This is a genomic window from Pseudomonas sp. 3296 (assembly GCF_031456615.1).
Lineage (GTDB): Bacteria > Pseudomonadota > Gammaproteobacteria > Pseudomonadales > Pseudomonadaceae > Aquipseudomonas > Aquipseudomonas mucoides.
In genome coordinates, this window is sequence record NZ_JAVDUY010000009.1 from 295,252 (window position 1) to 312,803 (window position 17,552).

Genomic DNA, 17,552 nt, shown 5'->3' on the forward strand with positions numbered 1-17,552 from the left:
CTGCATGCGAAGCACCGATCAGCTCGATGCTTTTAACTTGCCACGTTTCGTCCAGGCTCAAGACCCGGTCTTTGAGTGGGTTCAGGAAGAACTGAGTGCCGGTCAAAAACGCCGTCACTGGATGTGGTTCATCTTTCCGCAGCTTGCCGGGTTGGGGGACAGCGAAATGTCCCGATACTTTGCCATTCGCTCCGAAGAGGAAGCCGCGGCGTATCTGCAGCATCCATTGCTGGGTCCACGATTGCGTACATGCACGCAATTGGTCCTGAACATCAAACAGCGCTCGATCGCCGAGATTTTCGGTCATCCCGATGACCTCAAGTTCCACTCCTCAATGACGCTGTTTGCCCAGGTCGCCCCGGGCAACAGCCTCTTTGACCGGGCCCTGGAACAGTATTTCCACGGCATCCGGGATGACTGGACGCTTTCATTGCTGGACTTAAAACAGGCCCATTTGCCCACCAATCAAGGTTGAGAAATCGTCGTCCACAAACGGCAGGATCGCATCTGCCACCGGTTGCAGTTGCCGGGTAACGTAATGGTCGTAGTCGATCGGGGCGTTGCGGATCTCCAGCGGCTCGGGGCCGGCGACGGTGATCACGTAGCTGATCCAGCCGCCGTTCTGGTACTGACGCGGACGGCCCTGGCGGTCGTTGAAGTCATCGGCGATGCGCGCGGCACGCACGTGGGGCGGCACGTTGCGCTCATAGTCGTCGAGGGTACGACGCAGGCGCTTGCGGTAGATCAGGCGGTCATCGAACTCGCCGGCCAGGGTCTTTTGCACGTAATCGCGCACGTAGTCCTGATACGGCTTGCGGTGGAAGATCCGCGAGTACAGCTCCTGCTGGAATTGCCGGGCCAGTGGCGACCAGTCGGTGCGCACGGTTTCCAGGCCTTTGTAGACCATTTCCTCCGTGCCATCGGCGCGGGTAACCAGGCCGGCGTAGCGCTTCTTGCTGCCCTCCTCCGCACCACGGATGGTTGGCATCAGAAAGCGTTTGTAGTGGGTTTCAAACTGTAATTCCAGGGCACTTTCCAGCCCGTATTCCGCGTGCACATGTTCGCGCCACCACTGGTTGACGTGGTCCACCAGCGCGTGGCCGATCTGCGCGGCCTCCTCCTGACCGTGGGCGCGGCGCAGCCAGACGAAGGTGGAGTCGGTGTCGCCGTAGATCACCGTGTGGCCTTGGGCTTCGATCAACTGCCGGGTGCGCAGCATGATTTCGTGGCCACGCAAGGTAATCGACGACGCCAGGCGCGTGTCGAAGAAGCGGCAGCCGCTGGAGCCAAGTACGCCGTAGAAGGCATTCATGATGATCTTCAGCGCCTGGGACAGCGGCGCGTTGTGTTCGCGCTTGGCGGTTTCGCGGCCTTCGGCGACCCGGGCGACGATGGCCGGCAGGCAATGCCGGGTTCTGGAAAAACGTGCCCCGCGAAAACCCGGTACGGAGTCACTGTCGTCGGGATGCTGCAAACCTTCGATCAGCCCCACCGGGTCGATCAGGAAAGTGCGGATGATCGACGGATAGAGGCTTTTGTAGTCGAGCACTAGCACTGATTCGTACAGACCCGGTTGCGAATCCATGACAAAACCGCCGGGGCTGGCCTGCGGTGACTTGCCGCCCAGGTTCGGCGCCACAAAGCCCTGGCGGTGCATCAGCGGCATGTAGAGGTGAGTGAACGCCGCCACCGAACCACCGCTGCGGTCCGCCGGCAAACCGGTGACGCTGGCCCGCTCCAGCAAGAAGGTCAGCAGTTCGGTCTTGGCGAAAATCCGTGTGACCAGTTCACAGTCTTTGAGGTTGTAAGTGGCGAGGGCCGGTTTGTCCTCGGCGAACATGCGGTTGATTTCGTCCATGCGCTGGTACGGCGTGCTGATCGCCTTGCCTTCACCGAGCAAGGTTTGCGCGACGTTCTCCAGGCTGAACGAGGGGAAGTTCCAGGTTGCCGAGCGCAGGGATTCGATGCCGTCGATGATCAGGCGCCCCGCGGCTGCCGCGAAGTAATGGTTGCGGCTGCCGTGTTCGCGCCACTGCATCTCTTCGCCGCCGCGCCCAAGCTTGAGCGGTACGCCCAGGCGTCGGGCGTGTTCGTGGAGGACGCGCAGGTCGAACTGCACGACGTTCCAGCCGATGATCGCGTCCGGGTCGTGGCGGGCAAACCATTCGTTGAGCTTTTTCAGCAGCACGGTTCGCGAGTCGCAGTATTCAAGCTGGAAATCCACCGCACTGGCGTCGCCATTGGGCGGCCCGAGCATGTACACCTGGCGCTCGCCGCAGCCTTCCAGGGCAATGGAATACAACTCGCCCTGTTCGGTGGTTTCGATGTCCAGCGAGACCAGCCGCAGGTTGGGCCGGTATTTCGGGTCGGGTTTCATCTGCGCGTCGAGCAGCAGGCCTTGCGCATCGGGCGACCCACCAAAGATCACTGGCGCGGTGATGAACCGTTCCATCATGTAGCGCTCGGGCGGGCGAACGTCGCCCTCGAACATCTCGACGCCAGCCTTGCGCAGCGCGGTTTCCAGGCGCATCAGCTGACCGTGCTGCTGGCAATACAGGCCGAGCACCGGGCGATGCTCGAAATCCAGCAGGGCCAAGGGTTTGAGCTCGACGTTTTTCTCGCCGCGCAGCACCTCTTGCGCCTGTTCACGCTGGGCGGCAGGAATGAACGCCACCGACGGTTGATGAGGCAGGCGGATGCGCCGGGGACCGCTGTCGGTCGCCAGCCAGAACTCGACTTCCGTGCCGGCCGGGGTGTCGCGCCAATGCCGGGTCAGGACGAAGCCCTGCTGTAAATCCACCACTGCAACCTCACGTTTTGATTCAGGCGGCAATTCTACGCGTCATCAAGGGGCAGCGCGTCATGCGCGGCACTTTCGACTTTCTCATACGGTTTACCCGCGGCTTACCGAAAAAATACCGCTGAATGGCGTTTTTTGAGTGTTATCTGCCGCTTTCGCCCTTGCCCTCGGCGCTTGGGTCTACGATTCTTCAAGAACAACGACAACACCCGAGAAGCCACCATGAAAACCGTCGCCCAACTGCTCAAGCTCAAAGATCAGAAGAATCAGGAAGTGCACCAGATCAAACCTGATCACATGGTGCTGGAAGCGCTGATGAAGATGGCCGAGAAAAACGTCGGCGCCTTGCTGGTGGTGGAAAATGACGTGGTGCTGGGCATCATCAGTGAACGTGATTACGCACGCAAACTGGTGCTGCATGGCCGTTCTTCGGTGGGCACGCCGGTGCGCGACATCATGGTGTCCCCGGTGATCACCGTGGACACCCATCAAACCGTCGACACCTGCCTGGGCATCATGTCCGACCGACGCCTGCGCCACCTGCCGGTGGTGGAGAACGGCAAGTTGATTGGCTTGCTGTCGATCGGAGACCTGGTCAAGGAAGCGATTGCCGAACAGGCGGAGCTGATTCGCCAGCTGGAGCAGTACATTCGCGGCGAGTAATCCGAAGACACCCTGGATCAAAATGTAGAAGTGAGCCTGCTCGCGATGGCGGTATGTCAGTTAATGAATATGCTGACGGATACACCGCAATCGCGAGCAGGCTCACTCCTACAGTTGTTATTCGGTGTTCACACTGGCCAATGCCGGGCGAAGACCGGTGCCAGTGTCGGGTGCCGGTCGATGCGTTCCAGCCACGCGGAAAAACCGGGGCGGGCAATGCGTAAATGCTCCCGGCTGCCAGCCCACCGCGACACCACCGCCGCCAGCACATCCAGTGCGCCCGGCGTTTCATCCCCCAGATACAGCTCGCCGGAAAACTGATCGGCAAACAGCTCCCAGCTCCAGTGCAATCGCGCGCGGGCGCCGGCCATGAGGTTTTGCCTGGACGCCTCATCCGTCTCGGCCAGCCAGCGTTCGGGGTAATCGATGATGCCGATGGCTGCGTAGCAATTGCTGACGATGTACGTGAGGCCGCGGATCGCCTGATCGCGGTCGGCGGCCAGTGTCGGCAACAGGTTCGACTTGGGAAAGGTCAGCCCGAGATGAATCAGGATCGCCGCACTTTCGGTCAGGATGCTGCCATCGGGCAGTTGCAGCGTCGGGATCTGCTTGAGCCGGTTGAGCTTCTCCAGTGCCTGGGCTGCCTCCGGGGACAACTCGACGTCGATGAAACGATAAGGAATTTCACACAGCTCCAGCGCCGCTTCTATCGCCGCCGCGCCGGAATTCTGGTGTCCATAGAGTTGATACATGTGCGGCCTCCTGGCGAAACGGGAATGGGGTCATTAGAGGCGTCACCTGCCGGTCGTGGTGATCCAGCTAATCAGTGTAGAAGCGTCGATCCGCCCCACCCGCATCATCCGACGACTGAACCATCACGTCCGCGTGCGGCGACTCACAGGGGCTATCAATACCGTCGATGTTCACCATCACATCAATGAAGTTCTCATAAAAAATCCTCGGCGTAACATCTGCTCCATACCAACCCATAAACACCCCGGAGCACACCATCATGAAACGCCAAACCCTCATCGCTATCGCTTTCTCGGTCTTTGCAGTTAACGCTTTTGCCGCAACCTCTGCTCAACCTGTAGTCGCTGAAGGCGGCTCGGATCGCCTGATTGAAAGCCGTGTAGCTGAAGGGGGTTCGGATCGTTTGATCGAGAACCGTGTGGCCGCTGATGGTTCGGATCACTTGATGGAAAACCGCGTAGCCGCTGATGGTTCCGATCGCCTGATGCAGAACCGCGTTGCCGAAGGTGGTTCCGACCGTCTGATCGAAAGCCGCGCTGCATAAATGCAGGGGTTTACTGCGGTACTCAACGAAAAAACCGGCCTGACCCGCCGGTTTTTTTACGCCTCTCGTTCTATCAGGGTTACTGGCCAGCCCGCTTCATGCAACGCTGATAACGCTCATCGACGCGCTTGGCAAACCATGCCGTGGTGAGCTTGCGGGTGATCTTCGGGCTTTGCAGTTCGATCCCCGGCAACACGGCACGAGGCAATGCCCTGCCCTCGGCCTGATCGGCTAACGCGAATACTCGCTGGTAGAGTTCCGTCTCTTCGAATTTCAGGTTTTTGCCCTCTTCCAACTGATTGCGAATGGTCGTATTGCGCATCCCCAACGGCTTGCCAAGGCTGCGCACCGCCACTTCCGTGGTACCGGGCATGATCGAGTCATACCGGACCAAGTCACCATCCAGCGCCAACGGGATGCCTGACACCCGGCTCAGCGCGTTCTGAAACGCCGCATTGCGGCTGGCGTACCAACCGGCATTGAAATCAGCGAAGCGATACAGCGGCTGTGTGTAGCTCACTGGATAACCGAGCAAATGGGCGATGCCGAAGTACATGCCGCCGCGCCGAGTGAATACCTCATGGCGAATCGAGCCTTCCACCGGGTATGGATAGTTTTTCGCCTGCTGTTCGGCGAACTCGATACTGACCTGCATCGGCCCGGCGGTGTGTACCGGATTGAAGCCACCGAACAGGGTCTTGCCCAAGGGCACCATGCCAATGAAATCATCGAAAATAGCGCTGAGTTCCTTTTCACTGCGCGCCGCGTTGAGGCGGTCGCTGTAGCTTTTTCCGTTGGGTGATGTCACCTGCAGCGCGCCGCTGATCAACAGGCTGGGGATGTGGACTTTAGCGGCGCGACGGTCGATTTCGTCCCGGGCGATCTTGCCCAGGCCCGGCACAGGCGGGTCGACCTGGAAGGTGGATTCCTGCTCGGTCACGGCGAGCACCGAACACAGGTTTTGCGTGGACGGATAAATATTCTGGGCGGCGAAGGCGGCGTAGATGTCCGTGGCCCATCCTTGGCGATCCGTGGTTTTGGCCGGCAGCAAACGCACGATTTCGGCCTTGACCTCGGCGGGCGGGCGCGCGGGCAGTTCCTGCGGGCGCTGAGTGCCGCAACCGGCCAGCAGCAAAAGCGCCGCGCCCCCCATGATCAATCGATTGGCTTGCATGGTGCTCCATCAAATCCGTTGAGCCGGGTTAACCATACGACCAATGGCATGGCGCAGGCTATGACTCTTGCGGCCGCGCCCTGTTCCATCGTCATGTCAGCGGGGCCTTTTTCCGTTGGGCGGTCAGCCTTCCGGCCGGCTGCGCCTGAACCATACTTGAGCCAGTCACCGAGGAGACAGGCTCATGCACCGTAGCGACGTACTGATCGTCGGCGCCGGCCCGACCGGACTGGTCCTGGCGCTGTGGTTGAGCAAACTGGGGATCCGTGTGCGGATTATCGACAAGACGTCGGCGCCCGGCACCACGTCGCGTGCGCTGGCAGTCCAGGCGCGCACGCTGGAGCTGTATCGCCAGCTCGACCTCAGCGAAGCCGTGGTGCAAAACGGCCATCGCGTGGCGGCAGCCAATTTCTGGGTCAAGGGCGAACCTGTGGCGCGTTTGCCCCTGAGCCGCGTCGGTGAGGGGCTGACGCCCTACGCCTTCCTCGAAATCTACCCGCAGGACGAGCACGAACGACTGCTGATCGCACGACTTGAAGCGTTCGGCATTCTCGTTGAACGCAACACCGAACTGGAAAGTTTCGAAGAAACCGGCGATGGCATCACTGCCCGACTGCGCTTGCACGACGGTCTACAGGAAACCTGCCAGGCCTGTTATCTGGCGGGTTGCGATGGCGCCAGGTCAATTGTGCGCAAGACACTGGACACCGGTTTTCCAGGCGGGACTTACCAGCAGATTTTCTATGTCGCCGACGTACAAGCCAGCGGGCCGACCTTCAATGGCGAATTGCATGTGGACCTTGATGAAGCGGACTTCCTCGCCGTGTTTCCGCTCGCCGGCAGCGGGCGTGCCCGGTTGATCGGCACCGTGCGCGACGAGCGCGCCGACCGGGCTGAAACCCTGCGTTTCGAGGACGTCAGCAGCCGGGCCATCGAACACATGAAGGTGCAGATCGAGCAGGTGAACTGGTTCTCGACTTATCGCGTGCATCACCGGGTGGCCGATCACTTTCGCACCGGCCGCGCCTTTTTGTTGGGCGACGCGGCCCACGTTCACAGCCCGGCCGGTGGTCAGGGCATGAACACCGGAATTGGCGATGCGATCAACCTGGCGTGGAAATTCGCGGCGGTGTTGAGTGGCGGTGCCGAGGCCAAACTGCTCGACACCTACGAAACCGAGCGCATCGCCTTTGCGCGCAAACTTGTCGCGACCACCGACCGGGTGTTCAGTTTCGTCACCGCCGAGGGACGCGTGGCCGACGTGCTAAGGACACGACTGGCACCGTTGTTGATCCCGAAGATGGCCTCGTTTGAAACGTCCCGCGAGTTCCTGTTTCGCACGGTCTCGCAGATCACGCTCAACTATCGTGGCATGCCGTTAAGCACCGGCGTTGCCGGGCACGTTCACGGCGGCGATCGTCTGCCCTGGGCGCATGACGGCGAGGGCGACAACTTTGATTCGTTGAGAAATCCGACCTGGCAGGTGCACGTGTATGGCGACACCAGCGACGAAATGATCGCCTGGTGCATCGAGCATCATCTGCCCTTGCATGTGTTTGACTGGCGACCGGCGTTTGAAGCAGCAGGGCTGGGGCGTAACGGGTTTTATCTGCTGCGCCCGGATACGTATGTGGCGATTGCCGAGACGTGTTCCGATCCGAAGGTGATTGAGCGGTACTTCAACCATCATGGAATCCGGCCGTACTTCGGCACGCCCTGAAGTTTCCACCAATCAACTGTGGGAGCTTGCTCGCTCCCGCAGGGTTATGTGTTGGGTTTAGATCCCGGCCAGCGCCAGGTCCATCGCGAAGTAGGTGAAGATCAGATCCGCGCCCGCCCGCTTGATCGCTCCCAGGCTTTCGCGCACCACACGGTCCTCATCAATCACCCCCGCTTGCGCGGCGAATTTGATCATCGCGTACTCGCCGCTGACCTGATACGCCGACAGCGGCAAACGCGATACCTCGCGGATGTCGCGGATGATGTCGAGGTAGGCGCCGGCCGGCTTGACCATCAGTGCATCCGCGCCTTCCTGTTCGTCCATCAGCGATTCGCGCACTGCTTCGCGGCGGTTCATCGGGTTCATCTGATAGCTTTTGCGGTCACCCTTGAGCGCGCTGCCGCCGGCTTCACGGAACGGGCCGTAGAGCGCCGAGGCGAACTTGGTCGAATAGGCCATGATCGCCGTCTGGCTGAAACCGGCGGCGTCCAGCGCCCGGCGAATCGCCTGGACCTGCCCGTCCATGGCCGCCGACGGGGCAATCACATCGGCACCGGCCCGAGCAGCGGCGACGGCTTGCTTGCCAAGGTTGATCAGGGTCTGGTCGTTATCGACTTCGTGGTTGTGCATCACGCCACAATGGCCGTGGTCGGTGTATTCGCAGAAGCAGGTGTCGGACATCACGATCATTTCCGGCACGGCATCCTTGGCGATCCGCGACATGCGCGAAACCAGCCCGTTGTCGTTCCAGGTGTCGCTGCCGCTGCTGTCCAGATGATGCGACACGCCGAAGGTCATGACCGACTTGATGCCAGCGCGGGCGTAGCGCTCGATCTCGCCGGCCAGTTTCGACTCCGGAATGCGCATCACACCGGGCATGCTTTTGATCGGCACGAAGTCGTCGATTTCTTCCTCGACGAAAATCGGCAGCACCAGATCGTTCAGGCTGAACTCGGTTTCCTGGAACAGGCTGCGCAGGCTCGCATTGCGGCGCAGACGGCGTGGACGTGCTTCGGGGAACTGGCTGGACATGGGCATTCCTGAAAACAGAGGATGAGACTAACGTCGTAGGGGGTGAAGCTTATGCCCTGCAAGGCGCAGGGCACAAACCTCAGGTGCGGAACAAACCCTTACCGGCTCGGCAATAATCCCCACCTGAAACACATCCCTAGTAGCAGGCTCGTCAGTTGCTACAGGGCAAGTTAAAGCGTCAGGGTGCCAGAAATACAGGTCACCACCGCTCCACCAATCCAGATTTCATCACCGACCTGATCCACCTGAATCCGCCCCGCCCGTCCCATCGTCAGGCCCTGGCTGACCACATAGGAGGCTGGCGCCAGCCCCTCGGCAAGCAACCACTGCGCAATCCCGGCATTCAAACTGCCGGTGGCCGGATCTTCGGGCATGCCGTCGCCGGAGATGAAGGCCCGTACTTCGAATTGCGCTTGAGCCCCATCACGCTCGGGATTCCACGGTGCAATCACGCCGACCGCCAGGCCCAGCATCTGCGAGTGATCCGGTTGCAAGTCCAGCACTTGCTGGCGGTCCGCGAGCATTACCGCGAGCCAGCCGGCGCCGTTATCCACCCACTGCGCCCGGACAATCGCCCCGACCTCCAGACCGAGCCCGCGTCGCACGCGCTCCACCAGTTCGGCGTCCACCGGCCCGGCGTTGATCAGGGGGGGCGCAAGGAAGGCCAGCTCCGCGCCTTGTCGACGGACCCGCACCAGCCCGACGCCGCACTCCTGAATGATCTCCTCGCCCTTGGGCACGCCCCCCGCCTCAAGCCAGGCATGACAAGTGCCCAGGGTCGGATGACCGGCGAAGGGTAACTCATTCAGGGTGGTAAAGATCCGCACGCGATAGTCGGCCCGCGGATCGCGCGGCTCGAGAACGAATGTGGTTTCACTGAGGTTGGTCCAGGTCGCGAATGCCGCCATGCGTTCATCACTGAGCGCGTCGGCCCCGAACACCACCGCCAACGGGTTGCCCTTGAGGGCGACGCGGCTGAAGACATCTACTTGCTTGAAATCGAATGAACGCATGCTCTTCCTTGTTCGTGAAACATTCTATTTAGGAATTTCCAGGCCGCGCATCACTGCCGGCCGCGCCAGAAAGCGCTCCAGCACGCGCGTGATGTTCTTGAAGTCTTTGATGCCCACCAGATCGCCGGCCTCGTAGAAGCCGATCAGATTGCGCACCCACGGAAACGTCGCGATGTCGGCGATGGTGTAACGCTCGCCCATGATCCAGTCGCGCCCTTGAAGGTGTCCATCCAAAACTTTTAACAACCGTTTACTTTCCTCGACGTAACGGTCGCGGGGGCGTTTGTCCTCGTAGTCCTTGCCGGCAAACTTGTTGAAGAAACCCACCTGGCCGAACATCGGCCCGATGCCGCCCATCTGGAACATCAGCCATTGAATCGTCTCGTAACGCGCGGCCGATTCCTGCGCCAGCAGTTGCCCGCTCTTGTCGGCGAGGTAAATCAGAATCGCCCCGGACTCGAACAATGGCAGGGGTTTGTCCTCGGGACCATGGGGGTCGAGGATCGCCGGGATCTTGTTGTTGGGGCTCAACGTCAAGAACTCGGGGGACATCTGATCCTGAGTGTCGAAGCCCACCCGATGCGGCTCGTAGGGCAGTCCAATTTCTTCGAGCATGATCGAGACCTTGACGCCGTTGGGGGTCGGCAAGGAGTACAGCTGGATCCAGTCGGGGTATTGAGCCGGCCATTTTCGGGTAATCGGGAACGCAGACAGATCGGTCATCGGTAGCCTCCATCGCCAAATAAAGCGTTGAGCATAATCCAGGATTGGCGCCCGCAGGTTGCGATCTTTTCGCGTTATCGAAACCGCTGATGATGACGATCAAAAGATGTCAGCCTTCGCCAGCGCCTCTAAGTGTAGGGTGTCCATAATTTCGCAACATCTTGTCGATAACCTTGACTGCACCCCGTTCAAGGTTATCGATAAAGTGCCGCGCACCCCGCCGGTATCGAACCAAACAGGCTCAGCGGACTCTGAGCAATGCCCTTTCGAACACGGACCGGCCCAACGACATGGAAAACACCCGAAGCTGGGAGCTGGCGGTGTAAAGGTTTGTCAGCCTTAACTGAATGCGCTGAAGATCCCTTATTCACATGATGAACCTGTCCAGATTCGCTAAACGATTCAAACACCGTGCGTATATTTTCCTGCCGACGCTGCTGGCGGCGAGCGCATTGTTTTTGTCGCTGGAGTCCAGCGAAAGCCGCGCCCAGCCGGCGGACGGCACCCAGACCCTGGTGTTCCTGCGTCACGCAGAAAAACCCACTGGCGGTCTGGGCCAGCTCAATTGCCAGGGCCTCAACCGCGCCATCAACCTGGCCACCTTGTTGCCGGAAAAATTCGGCAAGGCCAACTACGTGTTTGCCGCCAACCCGACGCGCAATGTCGAGGAAGGCGAACTGGACAATTCCTACAGCTACATCCGTCCCCTGATGACCATCAGCCCCAGCGCGATCAAGCTCGGCTTGCCGGTCAACATCGAGTTCTCGGCCAACGACACCAGCGACCTGGCGGACGAACTGCTCCATGACAAGTACCACAACTCCATCATCTACACCGCCTGGTCCCACGGCTACCTGCCCGAGTTGATCAACAAAGTCGCTGGAGAGGCGGTCGGCAAGAAACAGAACATCACCGAGGACTGGGAGTCCAGTGACTACGATTCGGTGTACGTACTGACCCTGACCTGGCACAACGGCAAGGCCAGCCTCGTCAGCCACAGTTACAAACAAGGGCTGGATAACGGCTCGCAGACGTGTCCGACCTAAGCGGTCGGCAACTTCCCACACGCAGTGAAGACCACGGCCGACAAGTGGCGGGCTATCATGTATCCAACTCCCCTTTGTCTGGACTCACTTCATGTCACTTTCTTCCGCAGCTGTCCCCGCCCGGGGTTGGTCGTTCTGGTGGAAACCCGCCCTGTTCGTTCTGGTCGCCTGCATTGGCCTCTATTACGTCAAGTGGTCGCCCTACTACCTGAAAGCCTTCATCGCCGCTGACAACCACAGCATCGGCGCCTCCATCCTCAACGACGAACAAACCGCGCCGCTGGCCGCTGCCCTGGCTTACGCCAAGGTGTATTTCCTGGCGATCTGGAAAGCCGCCGTACTGGCGGTGATTCTCGGCTCCCTGCTGCAAGTGTTGATTCCACGGGACTGGCTGCTGCGCCTGTTCGGACGCGCCAGCTTCGCGTCGACCTTGCGCGGCGGCCTGTTCGCCCTGCCGGGGATGATGTGCTCGTGCTGCGCCGCGCCAGTGGCCGCGAGCATGCGTCGCTCAAACGTCTCGGTCGGCGCGGCGCTGGCCTTCTGGATCGGCAACCCGGTACTCAACCCGGCAACCCTGGTGTTCATGGGGTTCGTGCTGGGTTGGGGGTTCACGGCGTTGCGCCTGGTCGCGGGGATTGTGCTGGTGTTCGGGGTGTCGATGGTCGCTCAGCGCATCAGCGGTCCGGAAACACTGCCTGAAGCGGCTGTCGAGGCGGTCGCCGAAGTCAGTGAAAAGGACACGCAACCGTTCCTGACGCGCTGGGGTAAAACCCTGTGGCAATTGTTCTGGAGCACCATTCCGATCTACATCCTGGCGGTCATGGTGCTGGGCGCAGTGCGGGTCTGGGTGTTTCCGCATATTGACGGGGCCATGGCCAACGGCCTGCTCTGGCTGGTGCCGCTGGCGATCATCGGGACGTTGTTTGTGATTCCCACCGCTGCGGAAATCCCGATCGTACAAACCATGATGACCCTGGGCATGGGCACCGCTCCGGCCGTGGCGTTGCTGATGACACTGCCGAGCATCAGCCTGCCGTCGCTGCTGATGCTACGCAAGGATTTCGATGCGCGGGTACTGGTGAGTGTGGCACTGATGACCATGGGGGTCGGGGTGGTTAGCGGGTTGATCGGGGCGGCTTTGCTCTAAGATCTTCGGCGCCTGCAAGGGCCCTATCGCGAGCAAACTCGCGATAGGGCCGGCCAAAACGACCTTAATGTTGCTGGTTCACCCGCTCCCGCAGGTACTCAAGAACCGCCGCCTTCTCTCCCGCAAACTCAATCCGCACGCCTTTCTTCTCCCGCTGAAACGCATACATCGGGTCGTAATATTCGCGCAGCAATCCTTCGATCCAGCCCCGGTGCAGGTCCACCGCGCCGCTTCGGCCCTGCTCCGCCAAGGCCTCTTCCATCAACACCAACATCCGCCGATGGCGTTCGCCACCCAGGCGTTTCTGCACGTTGTTGAGGCTTTCCAGCAAGCGCTCGGAAAACCGCGCAACCCCCTCATCGCCATGCACACCAATGAATTCGGCACACAGGTCTACCACGTAGTCGCGCAAAATCCGCTCGACGCGCCCTTCAAGGCTGTCTTCCAGCCAGACCATCGGAAACTGCTGCATGCCCTGATACAGCGGCAACGGCAAAGCGCAACTGCCGACCGCCCGGCTCTCGTCTTCCAGCACAAACTGCTCGATTCCATGGGCGCGCTTTTTCAGAACATCCACCGCCAGACGGTTCTCGAAATCAATGTTGGATGGCTGCCCGGTCGCGCGCTTGCCGAAGCTGGAGCCGCGATGATTGGCGTGGCCCTCAAGGTCCAGCCCATTGCTCAACTGCGTCAGCACCTCAGTCTTGCCGGTGCCGGTCATGCCGCCCAGCAAGACGAAATCGCATTGGGTAACGGCCTGATCGAGGCTGTCGAGCAAGAAGGTGCGCATCGCCTTGTAGCCGCCACCGACCCGGGGATAGTCAATGCCGGCCTCGTCCTTGAGCCACTGCTGGACGATCTGCGAGCGCAAACCGCCGCGGAAACAATACAGATACCCCTCGGGGTGCGCCCGGGCGAAATCGGCCCAGGCCTGGACGCGCTCAGCCTTGATCTCGCCGGACACCAGTTGATGCCCCAACGTGATGGCCGCCTGCTGCCCGTGTTGCTTGTAGCAAGTGCCAATGCGTTGGCGCTCGTTGTCATTCATCAGCGGCAGGTTGACCACGCCGGGAAATGAACCCTTGATGAACTCCACCGGCGCGCGCGCATCCATCATCGGCCGGTCGTTAAGAAAGATCTCGCGGTAATCGGTGAAGTCGATCGACATCAAAACACCTCAACCGCGTGTGTCTGTCGCTCAACCAGTTCACCGATCGGTTCCAGGTTCAGGCCCAATTCGGTCGCCACCGCGAGGAACCGTTCATTGCCCTCAGGCGTGACCGCAATCAGCAGGCCACCGCTGGTCTGCGGATCGCACAGCACGCGTTTGTGCAGTTCCTGGAGTCGTCCCAGTTTGCTGGCGTAACTGTCGAAATTGCGCAGCGTCCCGCCCGGCACGCAGCCTTGCTCGAGGTAATACTCGACACCCGGCAGACGCGGCACGCGGTTGTATTCGATGCGGGCGGTCAGGTGGCTGCCGTCGGCCATTTCCACCAGGTGCCCCAGCAGACCAAACCCGGTGACGTCAGTCATCGCGGTCACGCCGTCGAGCTTGCCGAAACGGCTGCCGGGTTTGTTCAGGGTGCACATCCAGTCGCGGGCCAGACCGATGTCGGCGGTGCGCAACTTGCCCTTCTTCTCGGCGGTGGTGAGGATGCCGATGCCCAGCGGCTTGGTCAGATAGAGCAGGCAGCCAGCGGTGGCCGTGTCATTGCGCTTCATGTGGCGCTTTTCCACCAGCCCGGTCACAGCCAGGCCAAAGATCGGCTCCGGTGCATCGATGGAGTGCCCACCAGCCAGCGCAATCCCGGCCTCGTCGCAGACCGAGCGGCCGCCGCGAATCACTTCACGGGCAATCTCCGGAGCCAGCACGTTCACCGGCCAGCCGAGAATCGCAATCGCCATCAGCGGATCGCCGCCCATGGCGTAGATGTCGCTGATGGCATTGGTGGCGGCGATGCGGCCGAAGTCGAACGGATCGTCGACAATGGGCATGAAGAAATCCGTGGTCGAGACGACCCCGCGTTCTTCATCAATGGCGTACACCGCCGCGTCATCGCGTGAAGCATTGCCGACCCAGAGTTTGGGGTCGAGGTTCTGCGCCCCGCTACCGGCCAGAATCACTTCCAGAACCTGGGGCGAGATTTTGCAACCGCATCCTGCGCCGTGGCTGTATTGGGTCAGACGAATCGGCTCGCTCATGGGTGCACCTTGTGGGATCAATGCGGCCGATTCTAGCAGAGCATGGCCGGAGCAAGGCACGAGCATCGCAGGTACTGATAGACAGCCATCGCGAACAGGTTCACTCCTGCATTTGATCTTCAGTGAACACAAATCCAGTGTTCGACACAGATCCGTTGCAGGAGTAAGCCTGCTCGCGAAGAGGCCGGCACAACCAGCATCAGTGCCGGTTATGGCAACAGAATCACCTTGTCACCGCTGCCCTGATTCACTTCCGCATACCGCTCCAGCCCTTCCGCCAGCGGTGATTCAAACAAGCCCTCGGGCAACGGCAACAAATCCTGATCAAAGTACCTGCCGAATTGATCAAGCATTGCCGCGCACGCCTGAACCCCATACAGCAACGAGTTGATCCCCACCACCGAACCGCCCTTGCGATACAGCGCCAGGGCCGGCAGTTGCACCATGCCGTCCACCGGCGCGGCGATGATGGCGATGCGACCGAAGGTTGCCAGGGCCGCGACCGAGGCCGGCAGCCAGAACCCGGTGGTGTCGAAAATAACGTCGGCACCGCCGCGATACACGGCGTTCACCTGAGCACCCAAGTCCTCAGGCTTATCCAGTTGCAGCGCCTGATAACCCTGAGCCTGCAATTCCTTGACCTGCTCCGGTCGCCGCGCCGCCGCCAGCACCTGGGCGCCGCGTACCTTGGCCAGCGCCAACGCTGCGCTGCCCACCGCCCCGCCACCGATCACCAACAAGCGCGTTTGCGCCGTCACCAGGCTGCGCTCCAACGCATCCCACGCGGTGGTGTAGGGCACGCCGAGGCTGGCGGCCTGGGCAAAACTCAGGCGGGTCGGTTTGAGCGCCACGCCGTTGGACGGCAGCTTGACGAATTGCGCATGGGAGCCGTCGGCAAAGAACCCCAGTTCACGCCCGGTGCCCCAGACTTCCTGGCCAATCAACGCCTGCGGACCTTCCACCACGACACCGGCAAAATCCCGACCGGGAATCCGTGGCAACGTGGTGTAGGGAAAACGTCCCAGCACATTCTTCACGTCGCTGGGGTTGAGGCCGGCGGCCCTGATCTGCACCAACACTTCATCGGCACCGGGAACGGGCGTCGGCACATCAACGTAGCGCAAGGCCGAAAGGTCGCCGGTTTTGTCGAACTGCAATGCTTTCATGAGTGTTTCCATGGAGTAAATGAACGGTTCAGGAGATCCAGCCAGCGACCAATTGTCGGCCCATGGGCCACAACTTTTCACCGGCCAGCATGCCGAGCAGCCCGACCAGCGCGATGGCCGGTGGTGCGGGGGAACGAAAGTCCAGCGCGCCGTAGAGCAAACCGACGCCCAGACCGATGACCAGCGAGATGAGGTAGCTCATGGCGGACTCCGGGGCAATGAAGACAGGCCCAAAGTCTAGTGCGAGGTGACAGCGGGCACCGGCCAAGTGCTTCTGAATTTCGGCCAACGCCCCCATATCCCAGTGCTTCGCCAGCGGCTACAAGGTTTGGGTATGGCTGGAAAATTGTGAAGGTGCGACACCCAGTTCCCGGCGGAACATGTCGCTGAAGCTGCTCGGCGAATAACCCAGTTCGCGGGCGATTGAGCTGACCGGCACGCCCTGAATCAGCTCCGCCACCGCCGTCGCCAGTTGCACCTGCCGTCGCCACTCGGCGAAGCCCATGCCCAGACCGTCCTTGAACAACCGCGCCAGGGTACGCACGCTGGCACCGGCGTTTTCAGCGTGTTGTTCGAACGGGATGTCCAGCGAAGGCGCGGCCATGACCGCCTGACAGAGGTTCATCAGGCGCCGGTCGGAACCCTCCGGCAACGGGATTTTCAACAGAGAGCGCCTGGCTCGTCTAAGCTCCAACAGCGCCAGGCCGACCAGAGCTTCGTAATACTCAGACGCACCATCGTTGCCCTGTTCGACCAAGCCGACGATCAATTCACGCAGCAAGCCGCCGACTTCGATGACCTGGACCGTGTTGTCCAGCGTGGCGGCCAGGGACGGCCGCAGGTAGATGTTGCGCATCTGCAAGTCCGAAACCACACGAATCCCGTGAAGCATGCCCGGCGGTAGCCATACCGCCCGCTGCGGCGGCACCACCAGCGCCTCATGGGGCGTTTCAACCCACATTACCCCGCTCATCGCATACAGCAATTGGCCCCAGACATGCTCGTGCGGCTCGATATACAGGCCGCGCGGATAGGTGCGTGCCAGCGGTTGCACAGGCACATCGGTGTCACTCAGGTCAGGGGGCGCGGCAAGGGCCATGGGGCAGCAATCATTGAGGTTTTCAGGTCTTGCATGGTAACCAGCCCACGGCCTTGTCGCCACTGGCCGGCGCCGTCTGACAATAAGACTGAATTTTCCGTAACCCCAATGATCCTTCTATTACCACAGGGAGGAATACGGGCTTTATGAACAACGCAAAACTATTCGTCATTGAATACACCCTTCATGGCGTCCCCAAGTCATTCATCATCCGCCTGGACAAGATGGACAACGCGGAGGCTTGGCATTGGGCAAGCTGCGACGCCGGAGTGGGCAGGATCCCGCGATTCGGCCGAGAGAAGGTGCAAAAGACCAGCAAACCGATGGCGGAGAAATTCGGGGTCGAGAATGTGAAGTGGCGGCCGGCGAGTTAATAAACGGCACCCTATGTAGCAGCTGGCGAAGCCGGACGCAGGCTTCGCCAGCTGCTACAAAGTTCGCTTTGGCTGATCTGATCGGCGTGTCCGATC

General features: G+C 60.8%; 17 protein-coding genes and 1 pseudogene. 7 read left to right on the forward strand and 11 right to left on the reverse strand.

Translation table 11 applies throughout. The features are described 5' to 3' along the window. Nucleotides 1-4: 4 nt before the first annotated feature. Complete coding sequence (locus J2X66_RS25140) at nucleotides 5-475, forward strand: DUF1810 domain-containing protein (RefSeq protein ID WP_310269995.1); 471 nt, start codon at nucleotides 5-7, stop codon at nucleotides 473-475. On the opposite strand, the gene J2X66_RS25145 is transcribed toward J2X66_RS25140, so the two are convergent. After that, nucleotides 440-2,800, reverse strand: coding sequence for a DNA polymerase II (locus J2X66_RS25145; RefSeq protein WP_310269997.1), 2,361 nt, complete (start codon nucleotides 2,798-2,800; stop codon nucleotides 440-442). The two genes, J2X66_RS25140 and J2X66_RS25145, sit on opposite strands and share 36 nt — an antisense overlap. Nucleotides 2,801-3,022: 222 nt before the next feature. Here J2X66_RS25145 and J2X66_RS25150 point away from each other — a divergent pair, with 222 nt between their 5' ends. After that, nucleotides 3,023-3,463, forward strand: a complete 441-nt coding sequence (locus J2X66_RS25150; protein ID WP_310270000.1) for a CBS domain-containing protein — start codon at nucleotides 3,023-3,025, stop codon at nucleotides 3,461-3,463. A gap of 128 nt (nucleotides 3,464-3,591) precedes the next feature. Here the strand turns inward: J2X66_RS25150 and J2X66_RS25155 are convergent, their stop codons facing one another. Continuing rightward, nucleotides 3,592-4,215 (reverse strand): glutathione S-transferase N-terminal domain-containing protein, encoded by a 624-nt coding sequence (locus J2X66_RS25155; protein ID WP_310270002.1) that lies wholly within the window; start codon nucleotides 4,213-4,215, stop codon nucleotides 3,592-3,594. A gap of 260 nt (nucleotides 4,216-4,475) precedes the next feature. Between J2X66_RS25155 and J2X66_RS25160 the strand changes: the two are divergent. After that, nucleotides 4,476-4,757: pseudogene (locus tag J2X66_RS25160) on the forward strand (hypothetical protein); the annotation flags it as partial. 82 nt (nucleotides 4,758-4,839) lie between these two features. Here the strand turns inward: J2X66_RS25160 and J2X66_RS25165 are convergent. Next, nucleotides 4,840-5,934: a DUF1615 domain-containing protein gene (locus tag J2X66_RS25165; protein WP_310270005.1), complete on the reverse strand. Its 1,095-nt coding sequence runs from the start codon at nucleotides 5,932-5,934 to the stop codon at nucleotides 4,840-4,842. Nucleotides 5,935-6,118: 184 nt separating this feature from the next. Here J2X66_RS25165 and J2X66_RS25170 point away from each other — a divergent pair, with 184 nt between their 5' ends. Continuing rightward, nucleotides 6,119-7,654, forward strand: a complete 1,536-nt coding sequence (locus J2X66_RS25170) for an FAD-dependent oxidoreductase (protein ID WP_310270009.1) — start codon at nucleotides 6,119-6,121, stop codon at nucleotides 7,652-7,654. A 57-nt stretch (nucleotides 7,655-7,711) separates the two neighbouring features. On the opposite strand, the gene hemB is transcribed toward J2X66_RS25170, so the two are convergent. The 3 genes from hemB to J2X66_RS25185 form a co-directional block, all read right to left on the reverse strand. Next, on the reverse strand, nucleotides 7,712-8,686 hold the full coding sequence (gene hemB / locus J2X66_RS25175; protein ID WP_310270013.1) for a porphobilinogen synthase: 975 nt from the start codon (nucleotides 8,684-8,686) through the stop codon (nucleotides 7,712-7,714). Between the two features lie 170 nt (nucleotides 8,687-8,856). Then, the gene (locus J2X66_RS25180) at nucleotides 8,857-9,699 is read right to left on the reverse strand and encodes a PhzF family phenazine biosynthesis protein (RefSeq protein WP_310270016.1); all 843 of its coding nucleotides are present in this window, start codon (nucleotides 9,697-9,699) and stop codon (nucleotides 8,857-8,859) included. Nucleotides 9,700-9,723: 24 nt separating this feature from the next. Further along, nucleotides 9,724-10,422 (reverse strand): glutathione binding-like protein, encoded by a 699-nt coding sequence (locus J2X66_RS25185; RefSeq protein ID WP_310270020.1) that lies wholly within the window; start codon nucleotides 10,420-10,422, stop codon nucleotides 9,724-9,726. 374 nt (nucleotides 10,423-10,796) lie between these two features. Here J2X66_RS25185 and J2X66_RS25190 point away from each other — a divergent pair, with 374 nt between their 5' ends. After that, nucleotides 10,797-11,468, forward strand: a complete 672-nt coding sequence (locus J2X66_RS25190) for a histidine phosphatase family protein (protein ID WP_405046804.1) — start codon at nucleotides 10,797-10,799, stop codon at nucleotides 11,466-11,468. 91 nt (nucleotides 11,469-11,559) lie between these two features. After that, nucleotides 11,560-12,615 (forward strand): permease, encoded by a 1,056-nt coding sequence (locus tag J2X66_RS25195; protein ID WP_310270024.1) that lies wholly within the window; start codon nucleotides 11,560-11,562, stop codon nucleotides 12,613-12,615. Between the two features lie 64 nt (nucleotides 12,616-12,679). Here J2X66_RS25195 and mnmH read toward each other — a convergent pair whose 3' ends face one another. The 5 genes from mnmH to J2X66_RS25220 form a co-directional block, all read right to left on the reverse strand. Next, a complete protein-coding gene (mnmH, locus tag J2X66_RS25200; protein WP_310270027.1) occupies nucleotides 12,680-13,783 on the reverse strand; it encodes a tRNA 2-selenouridine(34) synthase MnmH in 1,104 nt (367 codons plus the stop codon). Continuing rightward, nucleotides 13,783-14,817 carry a selenide, water dikinase SelD gene (gene selD / locus J2X66_RS25205; protein ID WP_310270029.1) on the reverse strand — a complete coding sequence of 345 codons (1,035 nt, stop codon included), beginning with the start codon at nucleotides 14,815-14,817 and terminating at the stop codon, nucleotides 13,783-13,785. Before selD ends, mnmH begins: the two co-directional genes overlap by 1 nt. Nucleotides 14,818-15,026: 209 nt before the next feature. Further along, nucleotides 15,027-15,983 carry a zinc-binding alcohol dehydrogenase family protein gene (locus J2X66_RS25210; protein ID WP_310270032.1) on the reverse strand — a complete coding sequence of 319 codons (957 nt, stop codon included), beginning with the start codon at nucleotides 15,981-15,983 and terminating at the stop codon, nucleotides 15,027-15,029. 28 nt (nucleotides 15,984-16,011) lie between these two features. Then, nucleotides 16,012-16,185 carry a DUF1427 family protein gene (locus J2X66_RS25215; protein ID WP_081744004.1) on the reverse strand — a complete coding sequence of 58 codons (174 nt, stop codon included), beginning with the start codon at nucleotides 16,183-16,185 and terminating at the stop codon, nucleotides 16,012-16,014. A gap of 117 nt (nucleotides 16,186-16,302) precedes the next feature. Next, nucleotides 16,303-17,082 carry a helix-turn-helix transcriptional regulator gene (locus J2X66_RS25220; RefSeq protein WP_310270036.1) on the reverse strand — a complete coding sequence of 260 codons (780 nt, stop codon included), beginning with the start codon at nucleotides 17,080-17,082 and terminating at the stop codon, nucleotides 16,303-16,305. Between the two features lie 146 nt (nucleotides 17,083-17,228). On the opposite strand from J2X66_RS25220, the gene J2X66_RS25225 reads away from it, so the two are divergent. Further along, the gene (locus tag J2X66_RS25225) at nucleotides 17,229-17,456 is read left to right on the forward strand and encodes a DUF6555 family protein (protein WP_027925433.1); all 228 of its coding nucleotides are present in this window, start codon (nucleotides 17,229-17,231) and stop codon (nucleotides 17,454-17,456) included. Nucleotides 17,457-17,552: the final 96 nt, after the last annotated feature.

What these genes read in the sequence shown, in the direction of transcription:
- selD (WP_310270029.1), bottom strand. Translation starts at nt 14,817, where the DNA reads ATGAGCGAGCCGATTCGTCTGACCCAATACAGCCACGGCGCAGGATGC.
- J2X66_RS25180 (WP_310270016.1), bottom strand. Translation starts at nt 9,699, where the DNA reads ATGCGTTCATTCGATTTCAAGCAAGTAGATGTCTTCAGCCGCGTCGCC.
- J2X66_RS25220 (WP_310270036.1), bottom strand. Translation starts at nt 17,082, where the DNA reads ATGGCCCTTGCCGCGCCCCCTGACCTGAGTGACACCGATGTGCCTGTG.
- J2X66_RS25185 (WP_310270020.1), bottom strand. Translation starts at nt 10,422, where the DNA reads ATGACCGATCTGTCTGCGTTCCCGATTACCCGAAAATGGCCGGCTCAA.
- J2X66_RS25195 (WP_310270024.1), top strand. Translation starts at nt 11,560, where the DNA reads ATGTCACTTTCTTCCGCAGCTGTCCCCGCCCGGGGTTGGTCGTTCTGG.
- mnmH (WP_310270027.1), bottom strand. Translation starts at nt 13,783, where the DNA reads ATGTCGATCGACTTCACCGATTACCGCGAGATCTTTCTTAACGACCGG.
- J2X66_RS25150 (WP_310270000.1), top strand. Translation starts at nt 3,023, where the DNA reads ATGAAAACCGTCGCCCAACTGCTCAAGCTCAAAGATCAGAAGAATCAG.
- J2X66_RS25155 (WP_310270002.1), bottom strand. Translation starts at nt 4,215, where the DNA reads ATGTATCAACTCTATGGACACCAGAATTCCGGCGCGGCGGCGATAGAA.
- J2X66_RS25225 (WP_027925433.1), top strand. Translation starts at nt 17,229, where the DNA reads ATGAACAACGCAAAACTATTCGTCATTGAATACACCCTTCATGGCGTC.
- J2X66_RS25170 (WP_310270009.1), top strand. Translation starts at nt 6,119, where the DNA reads ATGCACCGTAGCGACGTACTGATCGTCGGCGCCGGCCCGACCGGACTG.
- J2X66_RS25210 (WP_310270032.1), bottom strand. Translation starts at nt 15,983, where the DNA reads ATGAAAGCATTGCAGTTCGACAAAACCGGCGACCTTTCGGCCTTGCGC.
- J2X66_RS25140 (WP_310269995.1), top strand. Translation starts at nt 5, where the DNA reads ATGCGAAGCACCGATCAGCTCGATGCTTTTAACTTGCCACGTTTCGTC.
- J2X66_RS25165 (WP_310270005.1), bottom strand. Translation starts at nt 5,934, where the DNA reads ATGCAAGCCAATCGATTGATCATGGGGGGCGCGGCGCTTTTGCTGCTG.
- J2X66_RS25190 (WP_405046804.1), top strand. Translation starts at nt 10,797, where the DNA reads ATGAACCTGTCCAGATTCGCTAAACGATTCAAACACCGTGCGTATATT.
- hemB (WP_310270013.1), bottom strand. Translation starts at nt 8,686, where the DNA reads ATGTCCAGCCAGTTCCCCGAAGCACGTCCACGCCGTCTGCGCCGCAAT.
- J2X66_RS25215 (WP_081744004.1), bottom strand. Translation starts at nt 16,185, where the DNA reads ATGAGCTACCTCATCTCGCTGGTCATCGGTCTGGGCGTCGGTTTGCTC.